Raw genomic sequence first — 16954 nt, 5'->3', positions numbered from 1 at the left:
GTGTATGATCATGAGACGTCTGCCGCATGTAAATTGGCTGCGAACATTCGAGGCCGCAGCACGTCACAGTTCCTTTGCTGCGGCTGCCGACGAGCTTTTGCTGACACCTGCGGCAGTCAGCCAGCAGATCAAGTTGTTAGAAGAAACTCTGGAAATGAAGCTGTTCAAACGGCTGCCCAAAGGCGTTGAGCTGACAGACATCGGTCAAGCCTATGCCCAGCCTGTGCGCGCCTCATTTCATGATTTAAAAACCGCCACAGATGACCTGTTCAAACCCAAGACGAAAACCAGCCTGCGCGTGCGAGCCTCGATCTCTTTTGGCGTGCTTGTCTTGGCACCGCGTCTGCACGAATTTCGCGCCTTGCATCCTGAAATCGACATCGTCTTGTCAACCATCGTCTGGTCTGATCGCATGAGCGACGCGACGATTGACGTCGACATTCGCTATGGCGCAGGGGACTGGCCCGAACAAGACATTCGGCCGTTGGGCAAAGGGCAAGCGACCCTTGTGTGCAATCCCAGCGATGCGGCTTTATTTTATCGCGATCCAACGAGCCTGAAAGATGCCGACATCGTCCCGATCATTGGCTCGGAAAATGACTGGCCGCTTATGTTCCAAGAACTAGGATTGAGCTGCGCCGTCCCGCACCCTTGGATGCCCGTGGATTCGTCATTGTTGGCTTTGGAAAGTATCGCGACAGGGCGTGGCGTGGCCATTGTGAACAAGATGTTTTCGAAGGGTCACATCAAGCGCGGCTTGCTGACAGCGCCTTTTGAACAAACTCTTAAAACTCAAAACGGGTTCTATTTTGTCGCACAATCAGAGCCCAAAAAACAGCCCCAGATCAGCCTTTTCTATGACTGGCTCACATCTATAATCGCGTAACGGATGTTCGGGACACGACAGCGGTCAGCCTTGATGGCATTATATATTCTTGGGTAAGCGTTCAGACCGCGAGTAGGTCGACATGGACTGTTCACGTCCCACAGACCAATGGTATCATTCAACACGCTTTCCCCCTGTCATAAATATTTCGCATCTTCGACACGCGATGTTCGCGTCCAAATGGAATTCATCCGCATGAATTTCATTTGGAGCGTATCATGAAAATCAAATCAATCCTTCTCGGTCTCGGCCTTGCAACGGTATCCACATTCTCTGCTGCGGCAGATACATTCAAACTTGCTGTCACGGATGTTGAAGGCATGGAGCGTCTCCTTGTCGAATGGGGTCCATTCAAAGATGCCCTTGAAACAGCAACGGGCGATAGTTTTGAATTTTATGCCGTACCATCACGCACCGCTGCGGCAGAAGCCCTACGCGGAGAGAACGTTGATTTCGTTGTCACGGGGCCTGCAGAATATGTCGTGATCAATAAGCTGACGAAAGCGACGCCATTGATCGGTTTGGGTCGCCCTGATTATCACTGTGCAATCGTTGTGCGCGCCGACAGCGGCATCAATGTACCAGCTGACCTAAAAGGCAAAAAAGTGGCCTTTGGCGACATCGGCTCCACGTCAAACATGTTGTGCCCGATGCAAGTGTTGGCCGATCACGGCGTTGACCCCGTCAATGATATCGACAAGATCCATACAGAACGCAACATCGCACATGAGGCCCTGAAAGCGGGCGACGTAGATGCCATCGGCACCAACGCGGGCAGCTGGTTGCAAGTGCGCAATAAAGAAACAGACCTGCCATACGGGTTCTTCAAAATGATTGCCCGTTCAGGCGATTTGCCCAACGACATGATCATGGTTGGCGCACATGTTCCGACTGATAAAGCTGAAGCTGTGAAACGCGCTATCTTGGAAAACAAAGAAGCGGTTATCGCCGGTATCGTGGCCCATGAAGAGAATGAAAAATACTCTGGTATGGATTTGGTGGCGATCGATGACACGGCCTATGATTACGTGCGCTCAATGTATTCCAACGCGGGATACCCACAATTCGACAGCTTCATCGGTGAGTGATCCAATGACACTACAGCCAGACGCCAAACGGCGTTCGGTCACAGCCGGGGTGCATCGCACTCCGGCTTCACCTGTGCCTTTGGGCCATGACGTCACCGTTCAGGGCCTCACGAAATCATTCGGCACAACACCTATTTTTCAAGACGTCAGCTTTCGCTTGGCAACGGGCGAATCCATGGCGCTTGTGGGGGCCAATGGAACCGGAAAATCAACGTTATTACGGTGCATTGTGGGATTGATCCCAGTGAGCGGTGGTACGGTTGAAGTGTTGGGACAACATGTGAACGAAGCCACGTCGCGCGACATGCGCAGGTTACGGGCACAAACGGGATTGGTGGCGCAAAAGCACAATTTGGTGCCGCGCCTCTCGGTTTTAACCAATGTCCTGCACGGTTTTTTGGGTCAGCATTCTGGGCCGCGCTATTGGTCACAATCCTTTGCGCCAGCTGCCGCGCGACGTGCCGCTCTTGCCGCATTGGACAAGGTGGGTTTGGCACATTTGGCAGATCGCCGCGCGGATCGGTTGTCCGGCGGACAATCTCAACGGGTGGCCATCGCCCGTGCCTTGGTTGCGAAACCAAAACTTTTGATCGCGGATGAACCCTGCGCCTCGCTTGACCCGTCTGCGGGCGAAGAGGTGATGGATTTGTTTTTTCGCTTGATGCGCGAAGACGGCGTAACAGTGATTTTCACATCGCACCATATGGAACACGCTTTGAGCTATGGCGACCGCGTGCTCGGCTTGGCTGGTGGCAAAGTGCGACTGGATGCGACAGCCCAATCGTTGAGCGTCAAAGACCTGAGGGGGCTTTATGACTGATACATCTTTGCCGCAGAGGCTAGAGCGCCCCACGGCCTTGTCTTTTTTGATCTATGCTGCCGTCATCATCGTGATGCTCTGGTCCTTTCAAGGCGCCGGATTTTCCGTGGATAAGATCCTAAGCTCTCCGCCTCGTTTTGCCGACTTCGTGTCACGGGCTTTTCCGCCCAATGTAGAGCCCAAAGTTCTATTGCGCCTGTTTTGGAAAATGGTTGAAACGCTTCAAATCGCCTTTGCTGGCGCGATTATTGGCATCGTTTTATCCGTGCCCATCGCACTCTTCGCCGCGCGCGGTCTGATTGCAGGGCAAGTGGTCAACACCAGTGTACGCAACATATTAGGGTTCATTCGATCGGTGCCCGATTTAGCTTGGGCCTTGGTGTTTGTCGTCGCTGTGGGGCTTGGTCCGTTTGCTGGCACATTGGCCATCGCCATTGATACCATCGGCTTTTGCGGCAGGTTCTTCGCAGACGACATGGAAGCCATCGACAAAGGTCCGTCCGAGGCGCTGACGGCCACGGGAGCGACCCGCATTGACATCGCAGCCTGCGCCACCGTGCCCGCATCCATGCCCGCATTTGTATCCACAGCACTTTATGCGCTTGAAAAAGCGGTGCGATCATCGACAGTGCTGGGGCTTGTGGGCGCTGGCGGCATTGGTATTGAGCTTAAGGTCGGGTTCGATCTTTTTGATTATCCAACAGCGATGACTGTGATTGTGATGATCGCAGTTGTGGTGCTGGGGATCGAAGCCTTTAGCACTTGGGCGCGCAAAAAAATTATAGGAGAGCAGCGATGATTACCCTCCCGACCGCCGCCACGACACCACATCTAAGCTTGGAGACACTGAAATGACCTATACGTTTGTGGGAGCAAAAGTATTTTTGCCTGACGGTATCGTTGAAACCGCTGTGACTGTTTCAGACGGGACGATTGTCGAAATCGGCGGGGCTGAAGTCGGCGAGATTATCGACGCCAAAGGGCAATATCTTGCACCTGCACTTATCGATGTGCATGGCGATGCTTTCGAGCGCCAATTGATGCCGCGTCCTGACGTGTTTTTCCCAACGCAAACGGCTTTATTGGACACAGATCGCCAATTGGCCTCCAACGGGATCGCCACGGCTTTTCACGCTATCACTTTGGGGTGGGAACCGGGATTGCGCGACGTGCAGCGCGGGCGTGAATTGATGCAGGCAATGATTGATCTGGCGCCACGTTTGACCGTGGAAAACCGTGTGCAACTGCGCTGGGAAACCTTCGCGTTTGAAGCGCTGGACACCATCGAATGGGCGCTGCAATCGCCATTGAAGCCATCTATTGCTTTCAATGATCACACCTCGATGACGATGCGCGCCTATGATGTTGCCATTCAGGATCGGGCCTTTGAATTGTCACCCGATTTTTCAATCGCCGCACTGGACGACGCGCGCATGATCAAACGCACGGCCTCTAAGGCGCGGCGTGCGGGGCTGAGCGACGAGGCCTATATCGCGCTTTTGAGCAAGGTTTGGGACCGTCGTCCCGATGTGGAAAACGCAGTGCGCAAGATTGCTGAACTTGGCCGTAACGCGGGCGTGCCGATGCTCAGCCACGACGACACCCGCAGCGAGACCCGCAGCTATTTTCGCGATTTAGGCGCGAAGGTCGCAGAGTTTCCGATGGTTATGGAAGCCGTGCAAGCGGCGCGTGACAACGGCGATTTGATCGTCTTCGGCTCGCCCAACGCGGCACGCGGAGGCAGTCATATCGGATCGCTTGGCGCAGGCGACATGGTTGAAGCGGGGCTCTGTGATGTCTTGGCCTCGGACTATTTCTATCCCGCAATGCTTGCTGCCGTCGCCCGCCTTGATATGGAACGCCGCGCTGATCGCAGCACGCTTTGGTCGCTTATCTCCAGCGGGCCGGCGCGCGCCATGAACCTGACGGACAGAGGCGATATTGAGATCGGTAAACGGGCTGATTTGGTCTTGGTGGATTGGCCAGACAGGCAAGCGCCAGCCATTTTGGGCACCTGGGTCGCAGGCCGTTGCGCGTATCGCGGGCAACCTGCCGCATGCTAAAGCATCTAGGCCCTTACATACCAGCCATCGGATTGGGCGTGACCCAAATCATGGGCTACGGGACGTTGATGTACGCCTATGCGGTCCTATTGCCGCATATGGCGGAGGATTTGTCTTTGACGCTTTCGACTGTGTTCGGCGTTTTATCACTAGGCTTATTTTTCGGCGGCTTGGCGTCACCTGTTGCGGGGATGTTAGTAGATCGATTTGGCGGACGTTATGTCATGACTATCGGTTCAATCGTAGCCGCGGTGGGATTGACGTCACTATCTCTTGTCGAAGGTGTCATTGGGTTGTTTTTGGCAATCCTCTTGGTCGAGGGCGCGGGCAGGTTCGTTTTGTACAACGTAGCCTTTGCCAGCGTGGCACGTCTGGACAATCCAGTACCCGCGAAAAAATCAATCTCGATTATCACGCTGTTTGGCGGTGTGGCGTCGACTATTTTCTGGCCGCTAACCTTGGCGCTCTACAACGGATTGGGCTGGCAGAGCACTTGGGTGGTGATGGGCGTGGCCTTGGGCGTCGTCTGCGTCCCGATCCATTTTTGGGCCTTGCGCGGCCCGCAAAAAGATCATGACGCGCCCCAAAGTCGCAACGATGACGATTGGCCAGAATTGACAGGACAGGCGCGAATGCGTGGCATGCTATGGATGGTGCTGTCTTTTGTTTTTACAGGTTACATCATGGGCGCAATAATGAGCCTTTGGGTGGTCAATGTTCAAGATTTGGGTCACAGCGCAGGAATAGCCGCTTTGGCAGGGGCGGTGATTGGCCCGTTTAAAACCGTTGGCCGTGGGTTTGAGATGCTGGTCAGCCGAAATATGTATCCGCTGTTCACGTATTTTTTAAGCCTCGCTTTGATGTTTTCGGGCTTTGCTGTGTTGCTGATTTTAGGTTTCACCCTGCCCGGCGTCATCATCGCAGCCGCACTTTATGGCATGGGCGACGGGATCAAAACAATCGCAGGCGGCACATTACCGCTGGCGCTGTTTGGCGCAAAAGGCTACGGCGCACGGCTGGGTTGGATTTCTTTCGTCCAATTGGGCGTGAACGCCTCTGCGCCCTTCGTCTTTGCATGGATCACGCAAGTCTATGGCGGCTGGTATTCCTTTGCCGCTATGACCCTGTGCCTGTTGGCCGGTCTGTTCACCTATTTCTTTATTCCCGACCCAAGGAGACACTCCATTGCCCCCGCTTAAGATCGGCGCATGTCTGCGCCACAGTGAGATTTTGGAACATCGCGATTGGCTTTTTGATGCCGCTCGAGACATCGAATTGCAAGACTTTATGAGTCATGCTGCGCTGACACAGGACAGGCAAGATTTGATTACGGCTGCGAAATTGGCTTTGCAAGGCCACGATGGTCGCGTGGGTATTCATGGGCCCTTTGAAGGACTTGATATCGACAACAAAGACGCCGAATTGCGCCCGCTGATCACAGCGCGATTCTTGAAAGCACTTGAGGCCGCGGCCGCCATTGGCGCGCGCCAAATGGTGCTGCATTCGCCCTATACGCTTTGGTATCAAAACAACCTCCACAGCGCAAAAGACTACTGCGCCAGCAAACTGGGTCGTATCCATGACGTGCTTGGGCCCGTTGTAAAACAAGCTGAAATCGAAGGCATCACTTTGGTGATCGAGAACATCCAAGACGTTGACCCTGCCACGCGACGCGCCATGGTCGACAGCTTTGGCAGCGATGCTATCGCGCTGTCTATCGATACAGGCCACGCGCATTTGGCCCGCAAGATGTCCGGTGCGCCGCCCGTTGATTACTTTGTGCGCGATGCAGGGCATCAGTTGCAGCATATGCATTTGCAAGACCTTGATGGATATGCAGATCGCCACTGGGCGCCAGGGGATGGCGAAATTGAATGGCCCGCCGTCTTTGGTGCGCTATCGACATGTGAAAGCGCACCGCATCTGGTGTTAGAGCTGCGCGATAAAGCCGAAATTCCCAAAGGCTTCGCTTATCTCAAAGATTTGGGGCTGGTCTGTTAGCGGATTATGCGCTTTGCCATGCAAGCCGAAATAGGCGCATGGCAAAGCGGTCTGCTATGGACGATATTTTTCAATGAACGCATCTATATTTAAAGCGCGGATATCAGGTAGAGCCGTTTTGTATTTTGCGCGGGGCCAATCCCACACAGCGATCTCTTGTAGAGCCTCGGATTGCGCCTCAGAAAACCGCCGCTTGATCAGGCGCGCGGGCACGCCGCCAACAATCGTATAGGGGGCGACATCACGCGACACGACGGCGCCTGCGCCAATGACAGCGCCGTTGCCGATGGTCACTCCTGCGGTCACAGTCACCCCGTGACCTATCCAAACATCATGACCGATGGTGACCCAGTGATCTTTGCGCCACTCGAAAAACTCATGGTCGTCTTCGCCCAGATCGTAAGCTTCGGCGCGGTAAACGGAATGGTGCTGCATCGCGCGCCATGTCGGATGATTGCCCGGATTGATCCGTGCTGCATTTGCGATGGAACAGAACTTACCGATGGTGGTCCAAACCACATGACCGTTTTGAGTGATGTACGAATAATCGCCCATCTGCGAAGATTTCATCACCGTGCCTTTGCCCACCTCAGTCCAAGCGCCAAGCTCGCAGTCAGTCACTTGGGCCTCGGGGTGAATGGTTGGGGCCTCGCTTAGTTTTGGTTTCGATCCAGCGCCGCTCATATTAGGCCCTCCGATGTTTGAGAAAATTTAACCTCATGCGCACGGCTGATGCGTTCATCAACAGTCATTTCGCACCGTCCCACGTGCCGATGATGCGCTGGCGGATCAAGTCGGACAGATAATCGATGACATAGACCATGGCGATAATCAAAAAGATGATCGACCATGCTTCATCCCATCTATAAGCGCTGATGCGGTCTGACAAAATAAACCCGATGCCGCCTGCCCCAACGATGCCCAAAATCGTGCCCGATCGTACGTTGGATTCAAAGTTGTACAACAAGATCGACAAGATGACGGGGTTGACCTGCGGCGCGATGCCAAAACGGATTTGTTGCAGGCGTGACCCGCCCGAAGACTTCACGCCCTCCACAGGTTTGTCAGAGGTATTTTCAGTGGCCTCCGAGAACATTTTCGCGAAGGTGCCGATCTCGCTGACGGCTATTGCCAAAATACCTGCCAATGGCCCAAGCCCAAAAGCGCGGATGAAAATCAACGCAAGGATCAAAGTTTCAAACGCGCGGATAACATCAAAGCCGCGCCGTGCAGTTTGGCGCAGAAAGGTAAAACGATTGATGTTTTTTGCGCCCAAAAATGACAAGGGATAACCGATGATCGCACCCAAAAGCGTGCCCATGAAGGCAATAGACAGTGTCTCGCCCAAACCCTTTAAAATTTCCGATACTTCGAACCAATTGTCCCAGATATGCGGTGGGAACATAAAGCCCAAGACAGTGCCCAAACGGCCCAATCCCGTCCAGATGCGAGCAGGGCTAAAATCAAAAGCCCACAGGCAGTAGCAAAACAATCCAATAAAGCCGACCCAAAGTGCGGCGCGGCGCAATCGCACCTGCAATGGCGCTTTAAACGCTAGCGGAACACGGGCTTTGGCGGCGTTGATGTCGTCGATGGTCAGGCTCATGACTGTGCCTCCATTCCAATCACGCGGTGGCGTAGTTTTTCTGATCCGTAATCGATGATGACGACGGTGACGAAAATGATGACAAAAAGCGCGGACAAATCTGCATATTCTTGAAACGACATCGCCGTGCGGAACTCTTGCCCCAGCCCCCCTGCGCCGACGTAACCGATGATCGAACTAGAGCGCACGTTGATTTCAAACCGCAGCAAAGTGTAGCTGACAATATTAGGCAAGACCTGTGGCACCGCGCCAAAACGAATTTGATCAAACCATGTTCCCCCTGACGCTTTGACACCTTCAAGAGGACGCATATCGATGTTTTCATTCACTTCGGAATACAACTTGCCCAGCGCACCCGTGGCATGAAGTCCGATGGCCAGAACGCCCGCCAAGGGGCCAACCGAGAAACAGAAGACGAAAATCAAAGCCCAAACAAGTTCAGGTACGGTGCGCGCAATCTCTAAATAACGCCGCGCCGCCCAAAGCACCCATTTGTTTGGAGACAAGTTTCTAGCGGCCGGAAAAGACAAAACAAAGCCGCCGATGACACCCAAGACCGTGCCCACAAAGGCGATCAATAAGGTTTCAAGCAGCAACCACCCCCAAATTTGCCAACGCCAAAACCATTCAGCGAAATCGCTACCCAAACTGTTCCAGCGTAGGGTCGGAATGGTCAGTGAAATATATTCCCCAAGGCGCGGAATACCCGCCGGAATAATCCACCGCCATTCGCGTGAACCATCTGGAAGACTGACTTGGGTGTATTTGAAAAAGTCCCCCATCCAACTTGTCAAAGCAAAGAGCCCCAAAAACAAGACACTGCCGATGATCCAAGCACGCTTTGAGCGCTGACGTTTGGAAGCGAAGTCTTGCTCAAAGGTGTGAAACCTATCGATTGGCGCAGGTCTTTGGGAAGGAATTTCGGCCGTCAGGGTCATAGTGCGATGCCTTCAAAAAACGAAAAGGAGGGCACGGCGGCCCTCCTTTTATGTGATCAAACTCAGTTGGCTTTGCGGCGCTCTTCTTTGATCCATTCGCGCATCTCAACGATCCACTGATAGCGCTCTTGATCAACTTCGATCCATGCTTTCTGCGTGGAATCTTCGCCACCAGACATTTCTTTGAAAGCCACAGGATCTTTCTCAGGAAGTTCCATCATTGCAGAGGTCATCGCGTCCATAAGAGCTTCTGGCAGATGGGAACGTGCCGTCAATGGACCCGATGTGATTTCAGGAGACCGCCAGATTTCGCAAGCCTCGCCGTCTTTAATCATGCCCTTGGTCACCATCTTCTGTACGACACCGCTGATTTCATTGGTTGTGTACGTGGCTGCCGCATCAAAGGTTCCGTTGACAACGGCTTGAACGCCCGCCTCATGTGATCCTGAAAATGGGATAGCTGAGAAGTATGTTTTCGGGTCTACTTCTTTGGACAGGTTGAAATATGGCACAGCGTAGCCAGATGTGGAATCCGGATCAGCAAAGGCCAGAACTTTGCCCTCAAGCGAGGCCAAATCATTCAGGCCACTGTCACACCGTGTGACGATAACAGAATAATAGCCAGTAGATCCGTCATTTTGCAGACGTGAAACCAATGGCGTCACACCGCCGTTGGTGGCTGTGTAGGCGGCCGCATAAGCGGAGGACCCCAAGAACGCAAATTCGATTTGGTCGGCGGCCATGGCTTGGATCACGCCATCATAGTTGCCAGCCGTAAAGATTTCGACCTCAACGCCAAGCTCTTTTTCAAGATACTGTTCAAACGGCGTGTAGCGCGCGATGCGATCTTTTTCGTTTTCACCGGACAAGATACCGAATTTGATCACTTGGTAGTCATCTTTCCAACCTTCGGCCAAGGCTGGAACTGCGATGAGAGCGGCGAGTGCTGTGGCTGTAATAAAACGCATGTGGATATCCCCTTGTGAGCGTTTGAATAATTAAGCAGGCATGGGTGTTCGGATCGTGGTCGACGTGATGTCGGCGTTGAAGTCTTTCAGGCCCTCAAGACCATAGATGTCGCGCACAACGCCATCAGTAAGCTGTGCAGCAACCCCATCAAAAAACACGCGCCCTTGGCGCATCGCGATGATGCGGTCGCAGTAAGCGCGCGCCGTATCGAGCGTGTGCAAATTGACCAAAACGGTGATGCCATCCTCGCGGTTTATCCTTCGCAAACTTTCCATCACCAATGAGGCATTGGCCGGATCAAGCGAGGCGATTGGTTCATCCGCCAACATGATTTTCGGTTTTTGGACCAAGGCTTTGGCAATCGCGACACGTTGCTGTTGCCCGCCTGAAAGCGTGCCTGCGCGCTGCAAGGCTTGGGGCACCAAATCCAGACGATCCAAAGCCTGAATCGCCATAGCGCGCTCTTCATCAGAGAAACGCATCGCCATCGATGATAAAAACCCGTGCTCTGCCAAACGGCCGATCAACACATTGGTCAGTACATCCAAACGGTCAACCAGATTGAACTGTTGAAAGATCATCGCGCAATCGCGTCGCCATTGACGCAGTGCCTTGCCTTTCAGCGATGTGACATCAAGCTCTCCAAAAGAAATCGACCCCGAAGTGGGATCGATAAGACGATTGATCAAGCGTAACATTGTGGACTTGCCAGCACCGGAGCGACCAATGACACCCACAAACTGGCCCGGCTCAATCGACAGGTTCGCGCGATCCACCGCATGGGTGTCACCGAATTGGCGCGAGACTTGGCTCAAGGTCAGGATCGAACTCATTGTGCGGCACTCCCAAAAAAATTCATTCGAACGTTTCAAGAGAGTGATACCCAAGGAAAATGACCCTGAATCTACAATTGCATGACAAGTTGCCCAAGGCTTTGTAACGCCTTGGTGACTTGCCCCTAGGTCTTAGGCCACGGCGGGCTGAGCGATCAATGTGTTCGGCAATTGACCAATGGAGTGGACAAATTTTCCATCGCGTAACGTCGCGATGACCCGTGTGAGTGCATGTGTCTCAACGATGGCAAGGTCCGCTTTCAAACCAACCGCCAGTTGTCCACGATCTGTCAATCCAAGCGCGCGTGCTGGATTGGACGTCACAAGGGCTGCCGCTCCTGCCAGACCGTTTGGATCTGATTTCGCCAGTTCCAACACGGCGGGCAACATCGCGCCCGGATGATAATCCGACGCCAAAATATGCAACAATCCTTGCGCATGTGCCGCACGCGCTGACAGATTGCCGGAATAGCTTTGCCCGCGCATCGCATTTGGCGCGCCCATTGCTGAAAGCATTCCGCGTTCGGCTGCGATTTTTGCTGCCTCAAACGTGACGGGGAACTCGGAAATAACTGCGCCGACATCAGCCATCAATTGCGCTTTGTCGCGCGTATCGTCATCGTGACTGGCCAAAGCAACCCCGTGTGCTTTGCACAAAGCAGACACTTGCTGCAAATTGTTCAAAATGGCACTTTCAGGGCGGCTGCGTTCGGCAATGCGCGTCGCCACATCTTGGCGCGCTTGTATAAGCGAAATACCCTCGCGCGCGGCCACCAAAGTGATATGGCGTTCGATATCGCGGTACTGGCCCTGGCCTGGCGTGTGATCCATGACCGACACAAGATCGACCAAATTATCGCAAATGAGGTCTTCGAGCACAGCCACAGCATTGTCGAATGTGATGTCAAACCGCGCGTGAATGCGGTGATCAATTTGGCAATGCTGTCGCAACGCATTGAGCGCGCGGATCGTATGGCTTGTATGTTCAAACGAACGCTGCTCACCGCTGCGCGCTCCTTTTGAAAAACTGACCGCCGCATAGGCAGTGGTGATCCCTGAGGCCGCCAAGCGATTGTCCAAATGGCTCAGCGCCACCTCCATCGGAAAATCGACCAGCGCACGTGGCTCCAGCTCCATCTCAATCATATCGCCATGCATATCAATGAAGCCTGGGAAAATCAGCGCGCCACCACAATCAAGACCAACATCAACAGGCTGTTCTGCGATGGCGGCAATCCGGCCGTTTTCAAGTCTCATCGCACCTTTTTCAACAACGCGGTCAGGCAGCACCAGTTTTGCATTAGTAAGCCACATCTTCTCTGTCCTCTGGGTTGGAAGTATTGGGGGTGAGGTCGATAACGCGATCGATCAAATGCGACACGTCATCAGGGTGGTGAAAGACACCAATCATAGCTGTGCCTTGAGATTTCAACTCGGCCAACCGCGCCACCAAAGCGGTGCGGGCTTGGACATCCAGTGATGCCGTTGGCTCGTCCAGCAGCAATAGTTTTTGCGGTAAAATCAATGCACGGGCAAGATTGACTTTTTGCTGTTCTCCACCAGAAAACGTCGTCGGGTAGGCCCGCCACAACTCTTCTTTGACGCCAAAAGCACTGAGCCAACGGCGCGCTTCATCCAGTGCCGCATCAGCCGAATGTCCGGCTTGGCGCAAAGGTTCCGCCACCAAGGCCTGCGCACTAACGCGCGGGCGGGCCACAAGGAACTGGGTGACAAAGCCGATTTCGCTACGCCGCAAATGGGTGATATCCACATCTGCGGCACGCATCAAATCGATCACGCCATGCGAGGACTGGAATAACGCAGCCCCACTTTGCGCCAAGTAGCTGCGATACAGCGTGCGCAACAACGTCGATTTACCCGCGCCGTTTGTGCCTTTGAGCAAAAGAAACTCACCTGAGTGCAGGCCAAAGGAAATATCGTTAAAAGCCGCCATTTGCGTGTTCAAATGGTGCATCGTGAAGCCTTTGGTCAGGCTTTGAACATCCAATACAAGTGTCATAACTTTGCGTGCACCAATTGTTGTGTATAGGGGTGTTGAGGGTCTTGAAATATCTGATCGGCCAAGCCGGATTCGACGATTTCACCACGGCGCATGACAATGACACGGTCCGCCATCGTGCGGATCACGCCCAAGTCATGAGACACGATCACCATGGTGATCTGCCGGTCTTGTTGCAGTCGCTTCAATGTATCAAGCACCAGAGCCTGCACACTGACGTCCAAACCCGTGGTCGGTTCATCCAACAACAAAAGTGCAGGCTCCAAGGCGATGGCCTTGGCCAATTGCACCCGTTGCTGCATACCGCCGGACAATTCAATCGGCGGGGCGTCCAAACGTTCCAACGGAAACTCTGACGCTTCTAGGGCGATTTGGGCCTTGTCACGCAGCACCGAAAACCGTCGTTCGCCCGCCACCAAAAGCCGTTCGGCGACATTACCAGAGCTGGAATGGTTCATCAAAAGTCCCAGATGCGGATTTTGATACACAATACCGATTTTCGTGGCGCAAAGCATCCGGCGCGCAAACCTATCCAGTTCAAACAGGTTGCCCTGCACATCGGGCAGGTCGAGCGTATAGCTGCCCGTGTCTGGCGTGTCTTCGAGGTTCATCATCCGCAACAACGTGGATTTGCCCGATCCACTTTCGCCGACGATGCCCATGACTTCGCCAGGGAACACCTCGACTGAGGCGTCGCGCACAGCGCGCACATCACCATACGATTTCGAGACATTTTTCAATGTCATCAAGGGGTGCGCTGTGACAATGCGCGGTGCGTCCAAAGTGATGGTCATGACGACATCTCTCCATTTTCATACCATGTTTTGCCCAGCACGGTGTCATCGCCATCGGCACGGCGAATGACTTTCACACCATACTCACTGTCGGACACCTCATGGGTTGAACTGCCATCCTCTTGTGGAATTTCGTTCATAAAGAGCCCCCGCACGCCCGATCTGTAACACGTTAAATTGGCATGATCTTCGACCTTGTAGGGCACATCATCAAAGACCAAGGGTTCGACCCGTGTAAAGGGCGGCACAGCGAAAATACGTTTCTCGCGTCCGGCTGAAAGAATCGTCAAATGCTTGGCCATATTCAATTTTGGTACATCCCAACGCGGGATCGGCGAAGGCGTCATCACATGGCGTCCATTGACCATCGATGGGTAAGACGCCCCTTGCATGATCCGACCCGAGCGCACAATTTGTTCGTAAAGTTGCAACCACATCCGCCCGTAATCCGCATCTGCATGCATCTGGCGCGCGATGGACATATTGGGTTGAACGGATCGCAAAGGTTCAGGATTGGGCACTTGCAGGACGAGCACCTGATCTTCGCGCAACACCTCTTCTGGAATGCGGTGACGTGACTGAATGAGGTCTGCTTTCAGCGTATCGAGCGTTGTCGGCGCACCGGAAACCTTTGCGAGAAAAGACCGAATTGACGCGGCATTGACGCTGTCGTCAGCGCCTTGATCGATCACTTTCACGCAAGTCTTCGGATTGATCAGTGTCAAGGACACTTGCAAACCGCCCGTGCCCCAACCGCGCGCCATGGGCACTTCGCGGCTGGCATAGGGCATCTGGCATCCGGGCACTGCCACAGCTTTGAGCATCTTGCGGCGCAGCTCGCGTTTGGCGGAGGCATCCAAGAAACCATAGCTCATCGGTTCCCAATCGCGGGTGAGGGTTTTCAGGCTCATTGCGCTGTTTCCTTTTGCTGCGCTGAGCGCGCTTTTGCATCGCGCATGGCGTCCAAGGACGACTGAAACGTGACGTAATGTGGCAGTTTGAAATGGATGCAAAAGCCCGAGCTTTCGACGCCTTCGGTGTGGTACAAAAAGAACTCTTCTTCCGTCGCAGCGCCTTTGGGCGCGCCTGCGCTGTTCAAATCCAGAGTGGCAGCGGCGATGACTTTGACCTCATTCCAGCCCAGAGTGGCGGCAAATCCAAGCTCTAGCTTTTCTCCCTTTTTCGATAGCACCTCGGCTTGAGAGACTTTGACGCGACCTGCGGAAAACTTAGTGCCCTTGGGATGGGTCACAACGATCTCTGCCTCGGCCAAGCGCAGCTCATTTACGGTTGGATGGGCCTGCCCGTACCCACGCATCGCGGCATACCCCAAGGCCAAAACTCCCCCCGTTTCCCCGCGCGCAAGGCTTTGCAATGTATGCGCGCGTTTGGACGGGAACAGCAAAGGCTCGCGGGTAATGTCAGGGATATCGTCAGGCCGTGTGGTGTCATCATCGGGTAAATCGACCAAATCGTTGGCGGCTTGCCAAGCACTCACAGACGGCTGATGTGCGGGCGCGGGAGTGGCGGCAGGATCAACAGGCACGGGGTCGAACGCCTCGCCGGTCAAAACTTGCGTGGCCAACAAACGGTGCGAATAGTCCAAGGTCGGCCCCAACAGCTGCCCCCCCGGAATGTCTTTGAACGCAGCAGACAGGCGGCGGTGGGTGAAGAGCGCATCTTGATCAATGGGTTCGGCCACACTTAAACGCGGCTGCGTTGTGCGCCACGCGCGCAAAACCAGCACCGCCTCATACAATTCACCGCCAGTTTGCGCCAATGCCAAGGCCGCGATGTCTTCGTCATATAAGGACGCTTCCCCCATCACGCGGTCCACCAAATAGGGCATGGCAGCTTTGATCTCGTTGATCCTTTCGGGCGTGATTGTGCCCATTTCGGCACGAAATAATCGTTCAGCTTGTTCAATCGCGCGTTCACCACCGCGGGTCGCAACATATGCCATCAGAGCACCTCGATTTGTGTAGAGCGCGGCAGGCCGATGACGCGGCCTCCGTCGATCAAAAATATGTCAAACCCCATTGGGTAGCGCAGGCAATCGGCGCGTTTGGTCCAGAATCCTTGGGGTAATCCGTCGATGTTGATCTGAAGAGACCCATCAATACCCGGGCCGCTTATGCGCAAAAGCTGCCCCGCGCCGATCTGCGCATTGGCCACAACAGTCGCGCCATCGTCGGGGTAAAGATCGGTCCCAGCCCTAAGATATTCCAAGACGTTGACATCTATGAGCTTGCCAAGAAACGCGTGATCCGCCGTTGTCGGATCAGAAAGGAGCGCCCCCGCTTTTAAAATATGCGGCATCAACACAGGGTCGGCGCAATAGACTTTGCATTCGCGGTCGATCAGTGCATCGATTATGGCAACTTCGGCGTCAGGCGCTATGTCACGCGGCATACCGGGGCGACTGAGCGCCCAAAGTAAAGCGTCAAAGGTTTGATTGGCACGGGTTTCTGCCGCGTTGGCTGTGGGTACAGTAAGCATCAAAACGTCTCCATATCTACGCGGGTGGCTTCAATACGGCGCAGAGTTTCGGTGTCTGCATCGCGGTGTTGCGCATCAGATTTGCGTAAAAAGTCGCGACACATCTCAACATATGTGCCGCTCGCCAAAGCAATATCGACCAGCGCCATGGCCATGCTTGCCTCAAGATCAATCCCTTTGCGTAGGCCGTAGCCCTCATGTGTTCCGTGACGAATATGCGCTTCACTCACCAGCACTTCGCCCAAGTGAAAAGCTGTGCCTTGGGCCGTGTCACGCATCGGCAGCATCACCAGCCCCGTTCGGCTGTGCACCACTTCGACATCTGGAAAGCCAATTGCCAGATCTTCACCAAGCGCCTTGAGCGCTGCTGCATCCGCACGTGCCAATATAGACAAGGCGTCTTCGTGAGAAAATTCTTGTGCAGGTTTAGGCATGGT

19 protein-coding genes are annotated in these 16954 nt (G+C 54.1%); 7 read left to right on the top strand and 12 right to left on the bottom strand.

What is annotated here, in order from left to right; translation table 11 throughout:
- Positions 1 to 10 precede the first annotated feature (10 nt).
- From KO497_RS10370 to KO497_RS10340, 7 genes are all read left to right on the top strand, one after another.
- A complete protein-coding gene (locus KO497_RS10370) occupies positions 11 to 886 on the top strand; it encodes a LysR family transcriptional regulator (RefSeq protein ID WP_215943900.1) in 876 nt (291 codons plus the stop codon).
- A gap of 218 nt (positions 887 to 1104) precedes the next feature.
- Entirely contained in the window at positions 1105 to 1974 is an 870-nt protein-coding gene (locus KO497_RS10365; protein WP_252729611.1) for a PhnD/SsuA/transferrin family substrate-binding protein, read from the top strand.
- 4 nt (positions 1975 to 1978) lie between these two features.
- A complete protein-coding gene (locus tag KO497_RS10360; protein WP_215943898.1) occupies positions 1979 to 2794 on the top strand; it encodes a phosphonate ABC transporter ATP-binding protein in 816 nt (271 codons plus the stop codon).
- Entirely contained in the window at positions 2787 to 3593 is an 807-nt protein-coding gene (gene phnE / locus KO497_RS10355) for a phosphonate ABC transporter, permease protein PhnE (protein WP_215943897.1), read from the top strand. Before KO497_RS10360 ends, phnE (KO497_RS10355) begins: the two co-directional genes overlap by 8 nt.
- 52 nt (positions 3594 to 3645) lie before the next feature.
- Entirely contained in the window at positions 3646 to 4857 is a 1212-nt protein-coding gene (locus KO497_RS10350) for an alpha-D-ribose 1-methylphosphonate 5-triphosphate diphosphatase (RefSeq protein ID WP_215943896.1), read from the top strand.
- Positions 4851 to 6056, top strand: a complete 1206-nt coding sequence (locus KO497_RS10345) for an MFS transporter (protein ID WP_215943895.1) — start codon at positions 4851 to 4853, stop codon at positions 6054 to 6056. Before KO497_RS10350 ends, KO497_RS10345 begins: the two co-directional genes overlap by 7 nt.
- Positions 6043 to 6858, top strand: a complete 816-nt coding sequence (locus tag KO497_RS10340; protein ID WP_215943894.1) for a sugar phosphate isomerase/epimerase family protein — start codon at positions 6043 to 6045, stop codon at positions 6856 to 6858. Before KO497_RS10345 ends, KO497_RS10340 begins: the two co-directional genes overlap by 14 nt.
- Positions 6859 to 6912: 54 nt before the next feature.
- Here KO497_RS10340 and KO497_RS10335 read toward each other — a convergent pair whose 3' ends face one another.
- The 12 genes from KO497_RS10335 to KO497_RS10280 all read right to left on the bottom strand — a co-directional run bounded on the left by KO497_RS10335 (position 6913) and on the right by KO497_RS10280 (position 16951).
- Positions 6913 to 7542 (bottom strand): DapH/DapD/GlmU-related protein, encoded by a 630-nt coding sequence (locus tag KO497_RS10335; RefSeq protein WP_215943893.1) that lies wholly within the window; start codon positions 7540 to 7542, stop codon positions 6913 to 6915.
- Between the two features lie 64 nt (positions 7543 to 7606).
- Positions 7607 to 8464, bottom strand: coding sequence for a phosphonate ABC transporter, permease protein PhnE (gene phnE, locus KO497_RS10330; protein ID WP_215943892.1), 858 nt, complete (start codon positions 8462 to 8464; stop codon positions 7607 to 7609).
- A complete protein-coding gene (gene phnE / locus KO497_RS10325) occupies positions 8461 to 9402 on the bottom strand; it encodes a phosphonate ABC transporter, permease protein PhnE (protein WP_215943891.1) in 942 nt (313 codons plus the stop codon). The genes phnE (KO497_RS10330) and phnE (KO497_RS10325) overlap by 4 nt, the downstream gene beginning before the upstream one ends.
- A gap of 62 nt (positions 9403 to 9464) precedes the next feature.
- On the bottom strand, positions 9465 to 10370 hold the full coding sequence (phnD, locus tag KO497_RS10320; protein WP_215943890.1) for a phosphonate ABC transporter substrate-binding protein: 906 nt from the start codon (positions 10368 to 10370) through the stop codon (positions 9465 to 9467).
- A 30-nt stretch (positions 10371 to 10400) separates the two neighbouring features.
- On the bottom strand, positions 10401 to 11204 hold the full coding sequence (gene phnC / locus KO497_RS10315; RefSeq protein ID WP_215943889.1) for a phosphonate ABC transporter ATP-binding protein: 804 nt from the start codon (positions 11202 to 11204) through the stop codon (positions 10401 to 10403).
- A gap of 132 nt (positions 11205 to 11336) precedes the next feature.
- A complete protein-coding gene (locus KO497_RS10310) occupies positions 11337 to 12518 on the bottom strand; it encodes an alpha-D-ribose 1-methylphosphonate 5-triphosphate diphosphatase (RefSeq protein WP_215943888.1) in 1182 nt (393 codons plus the stop codon).
- Positions 12505 to 13224: a phosphonate C-P lyase system protein PhnL gene (locus KO497_RS10305; RefSeq protein ID WP_215943887.1), complete on the bottom strand. Its 720-nt coding sequence runs from the start codon at positions 13222 to 13224 to the stop codon at positions 12505 to 12507. Before KO497_RS10305 ends, KO497_RS10310 begins: the two co-directional genes overlap by 14 nt.
- Positions 13221 to 14018: an ATP-binding cassette domain-containing protein gene (locus tag KO497_RS10300; RefSeq protein WP_215943886.1), complete on the bottom strand. Its 798-nt coding sequence runs from the start codon at positions 14016 to 14018 to the stop codon at positions 13221 to 13223. The genes KO497_RS10305 and KO497_RS10300 overlap by 4 nt, the downstream gene beginning before the upstream one ends.
- Positions 14015 to 14929, bottom strand: a complete 915-nt coding sequence (locus tag KO497_RS10295; protein WP_215943885.1) for an alpha-D-ribose 1-methylphosphonate 5-phosphate C-P-lyase PhnJ — start codon at positions 14927 to 14929, stop codon at positions 14015 to 14017. Before KO497_RS10295 ends, KO497_RS10300 begins: the two co-directional genes overlap by 4 nt.
- Complete coding sequence (locus KO497_RS10290; protein ID WP_215943884.1) at positions 14926 to 15981, bottom strand: carbon-phosphorus lyase complex subunit PhnI; 1056 nt, start codon at positions 15979 to 15981, stop codon at positions 14926 to 14928. The genes KO497_RS10295 and KO497_RS10290 overlap by 4 nt, the downstream gene beginning before the upstream one ends.
- Complete coding sequence (phnH, locus tag KO497_RS10285; protein WP_215943883.1) at positions 15981 to 16517, bottom strand: phosphonate C-P lyase system protein PhnH; 537 nt, start codon at positions 16515 to 16517, stop codon at positions 15981 to 15983. The genes KO497_RS10290 and phnH overlap by 1 nt, the downstream gene beginning before the upstream one ends.
- A complete protein-coding gene (locus KO497_RS10280) occupies positions 16517 to 16951 on the bottom strand; it encodes a phosphonate C-P lyase system protein PhnG (protein WP_215943882.1) in 435 nt (144 codons plus the stop codon). The genes phnH and KO497_RS10280 overlap by 1 nt, the downstream gene beginning before the upstream one ends.
- Between the last annotated feature and the right edge of the window lie 3 nt (positions 16952 to 16954).

Source organism: Pacificibacter marinus, from assembly GCF_018860665.1.
In the GTDB taxonomy this organism is placed as follows: Bacteria; Pseudomonadota; Alphaproteobacteria; order Rhodobacterales; family Rhodobacteraceae; genus Celeribacter; species Celeribacter marinus_A.
Note: the sequence above shows the minus strand (reverse complement) of the source record. Positions and strands in the feature narration are given on the sequence as shown.

Excerpts from the sequence above, each read along its gene's own strand:
- KO497_RS10310 (WP_215943888.1), bottom strand. The coding sequence starts at position 12,518 with ATGTGGCTTACTAATGCAAAACTGGTGCTGCCTGACCGCGTTGTTGAA.
- KO497_RS10345 (WP_215943895.1), top strand. The coding sequence starts at position 4,851 with ATGCTAAAGCATCTAGGCCCTTACATACCAGCCATCGGATTGGGCGTG.
- KO497_RS10295 (WP_215943885.1), bottom strand. The coding sequence starts at position 14,929 with ATGAGCCTGAAAACCCTCACCCGCGATTGGGAACCGATGAGCTATGGT.
- KO497_RS10360 (WP_215943898.1), top strand. The coding sequence starts at position 1,979 with ATGACACTACAGCCAGACGCCAAACGGCGTTCGGTCACAGCCGGGGTG.
- phnE (WP_215943891.1), bottom strand. The coding sequence starts at position 9,402 with ATGACCCTGACGGCCGAAATTCCTTCCCAAAGACCTGCGCCAATCGAT.
- phnE (WP_215943897.1), top strand. The coding sequence starts at position 2,787 with ATGACTGATACATCTTTGCCGCAGAGGCTAGAGCGCCCCACGGCCTTG.
- KO497_RS10290 (WP_215943884.1), bottom strand. The coding sequence starts at position 15,981 with ATGGCATATGTTGCGACCCGCGGTGGTGAACGCGCGATTGAACAAGCT.
- KO497_RS10350 (WP_215943896.1), top strand. The coding sequence starts at position 3,646 with ATGACCTATACGTTTGTGGGAGCAAAAGTATTTTTGCCTGACGGTATC.
- KO497_RS10335 (WP_215943893.1), bottom strand. The coding sequence starts at position 7,542 with ATGAGCGGCGCTGGATCGAAACCAAAACTAAGCGAGGCCCCAACCATT.
- KO497_RS10305 (WP_215943887.1), bottom strand. The coding sequence starts at position 13,224 with ATGACACTTGTATTGGATGTTCAAAGCCTGACCAAAGGCTTCACGATG.
- phnD (WP_215943890.1), bottom strand. The coding sequence starts at position 10,370 with ATGCGTTTTATTACAGCCACAGCACTCGCCGCTCTCATCGCAGTTCCA.
- KO497_RS10280 (WP_215943882.1), bottom strand. The coding sequence starts at position 16,951 with ATGCCTAAACCTGCACAAGAATTTTCTCACGAAGACGCCTTGTCTATA.
- phnC (WP_215943889.1), bottom strand. The coding sequence starts at position 11,204 with ATGAGTTCGATCCTGACCTTGAGCCAAGTCTCGCGCCAATTCGGTGAC.
- KO497_RS10370 (WP_215943900.1), top strand. The coding sequence starts at position 11 with ATGAGACGTCTGCCGCATGTAAATTGGCTGCGAACATTCGAGGCCGCA.
- KO497_RS10365 (WP_252729611.1), top strand. The coding sequence starts at position 1,105 with ATGAAAATCAAATCAATCCTTCTCGGTCTCGGCCTTGCAACGGTATCC.
- phnE (WP_215943892.1), bottom strand. The coding sequence starts at position 8,464 with ATGAGCCTGACCATCGACGACATCAACGCCGCCAAAGCCCGTGTTCCG.
- KO497_RS10300 (WP_215943886.1), bottom strand. The coding sequence starts at position 14,018 with ATGACCATCACTTTGGACGCACCGCGCATTGTCACAGCGCACCCCTTG.
- phnH (WP_215943883.1), bottom strand. The coding sequence starts at position 16,517 with ATGCTTACTGTACCCACAGCCAACGCGGCAGAAACCCGTGCCAATCAA.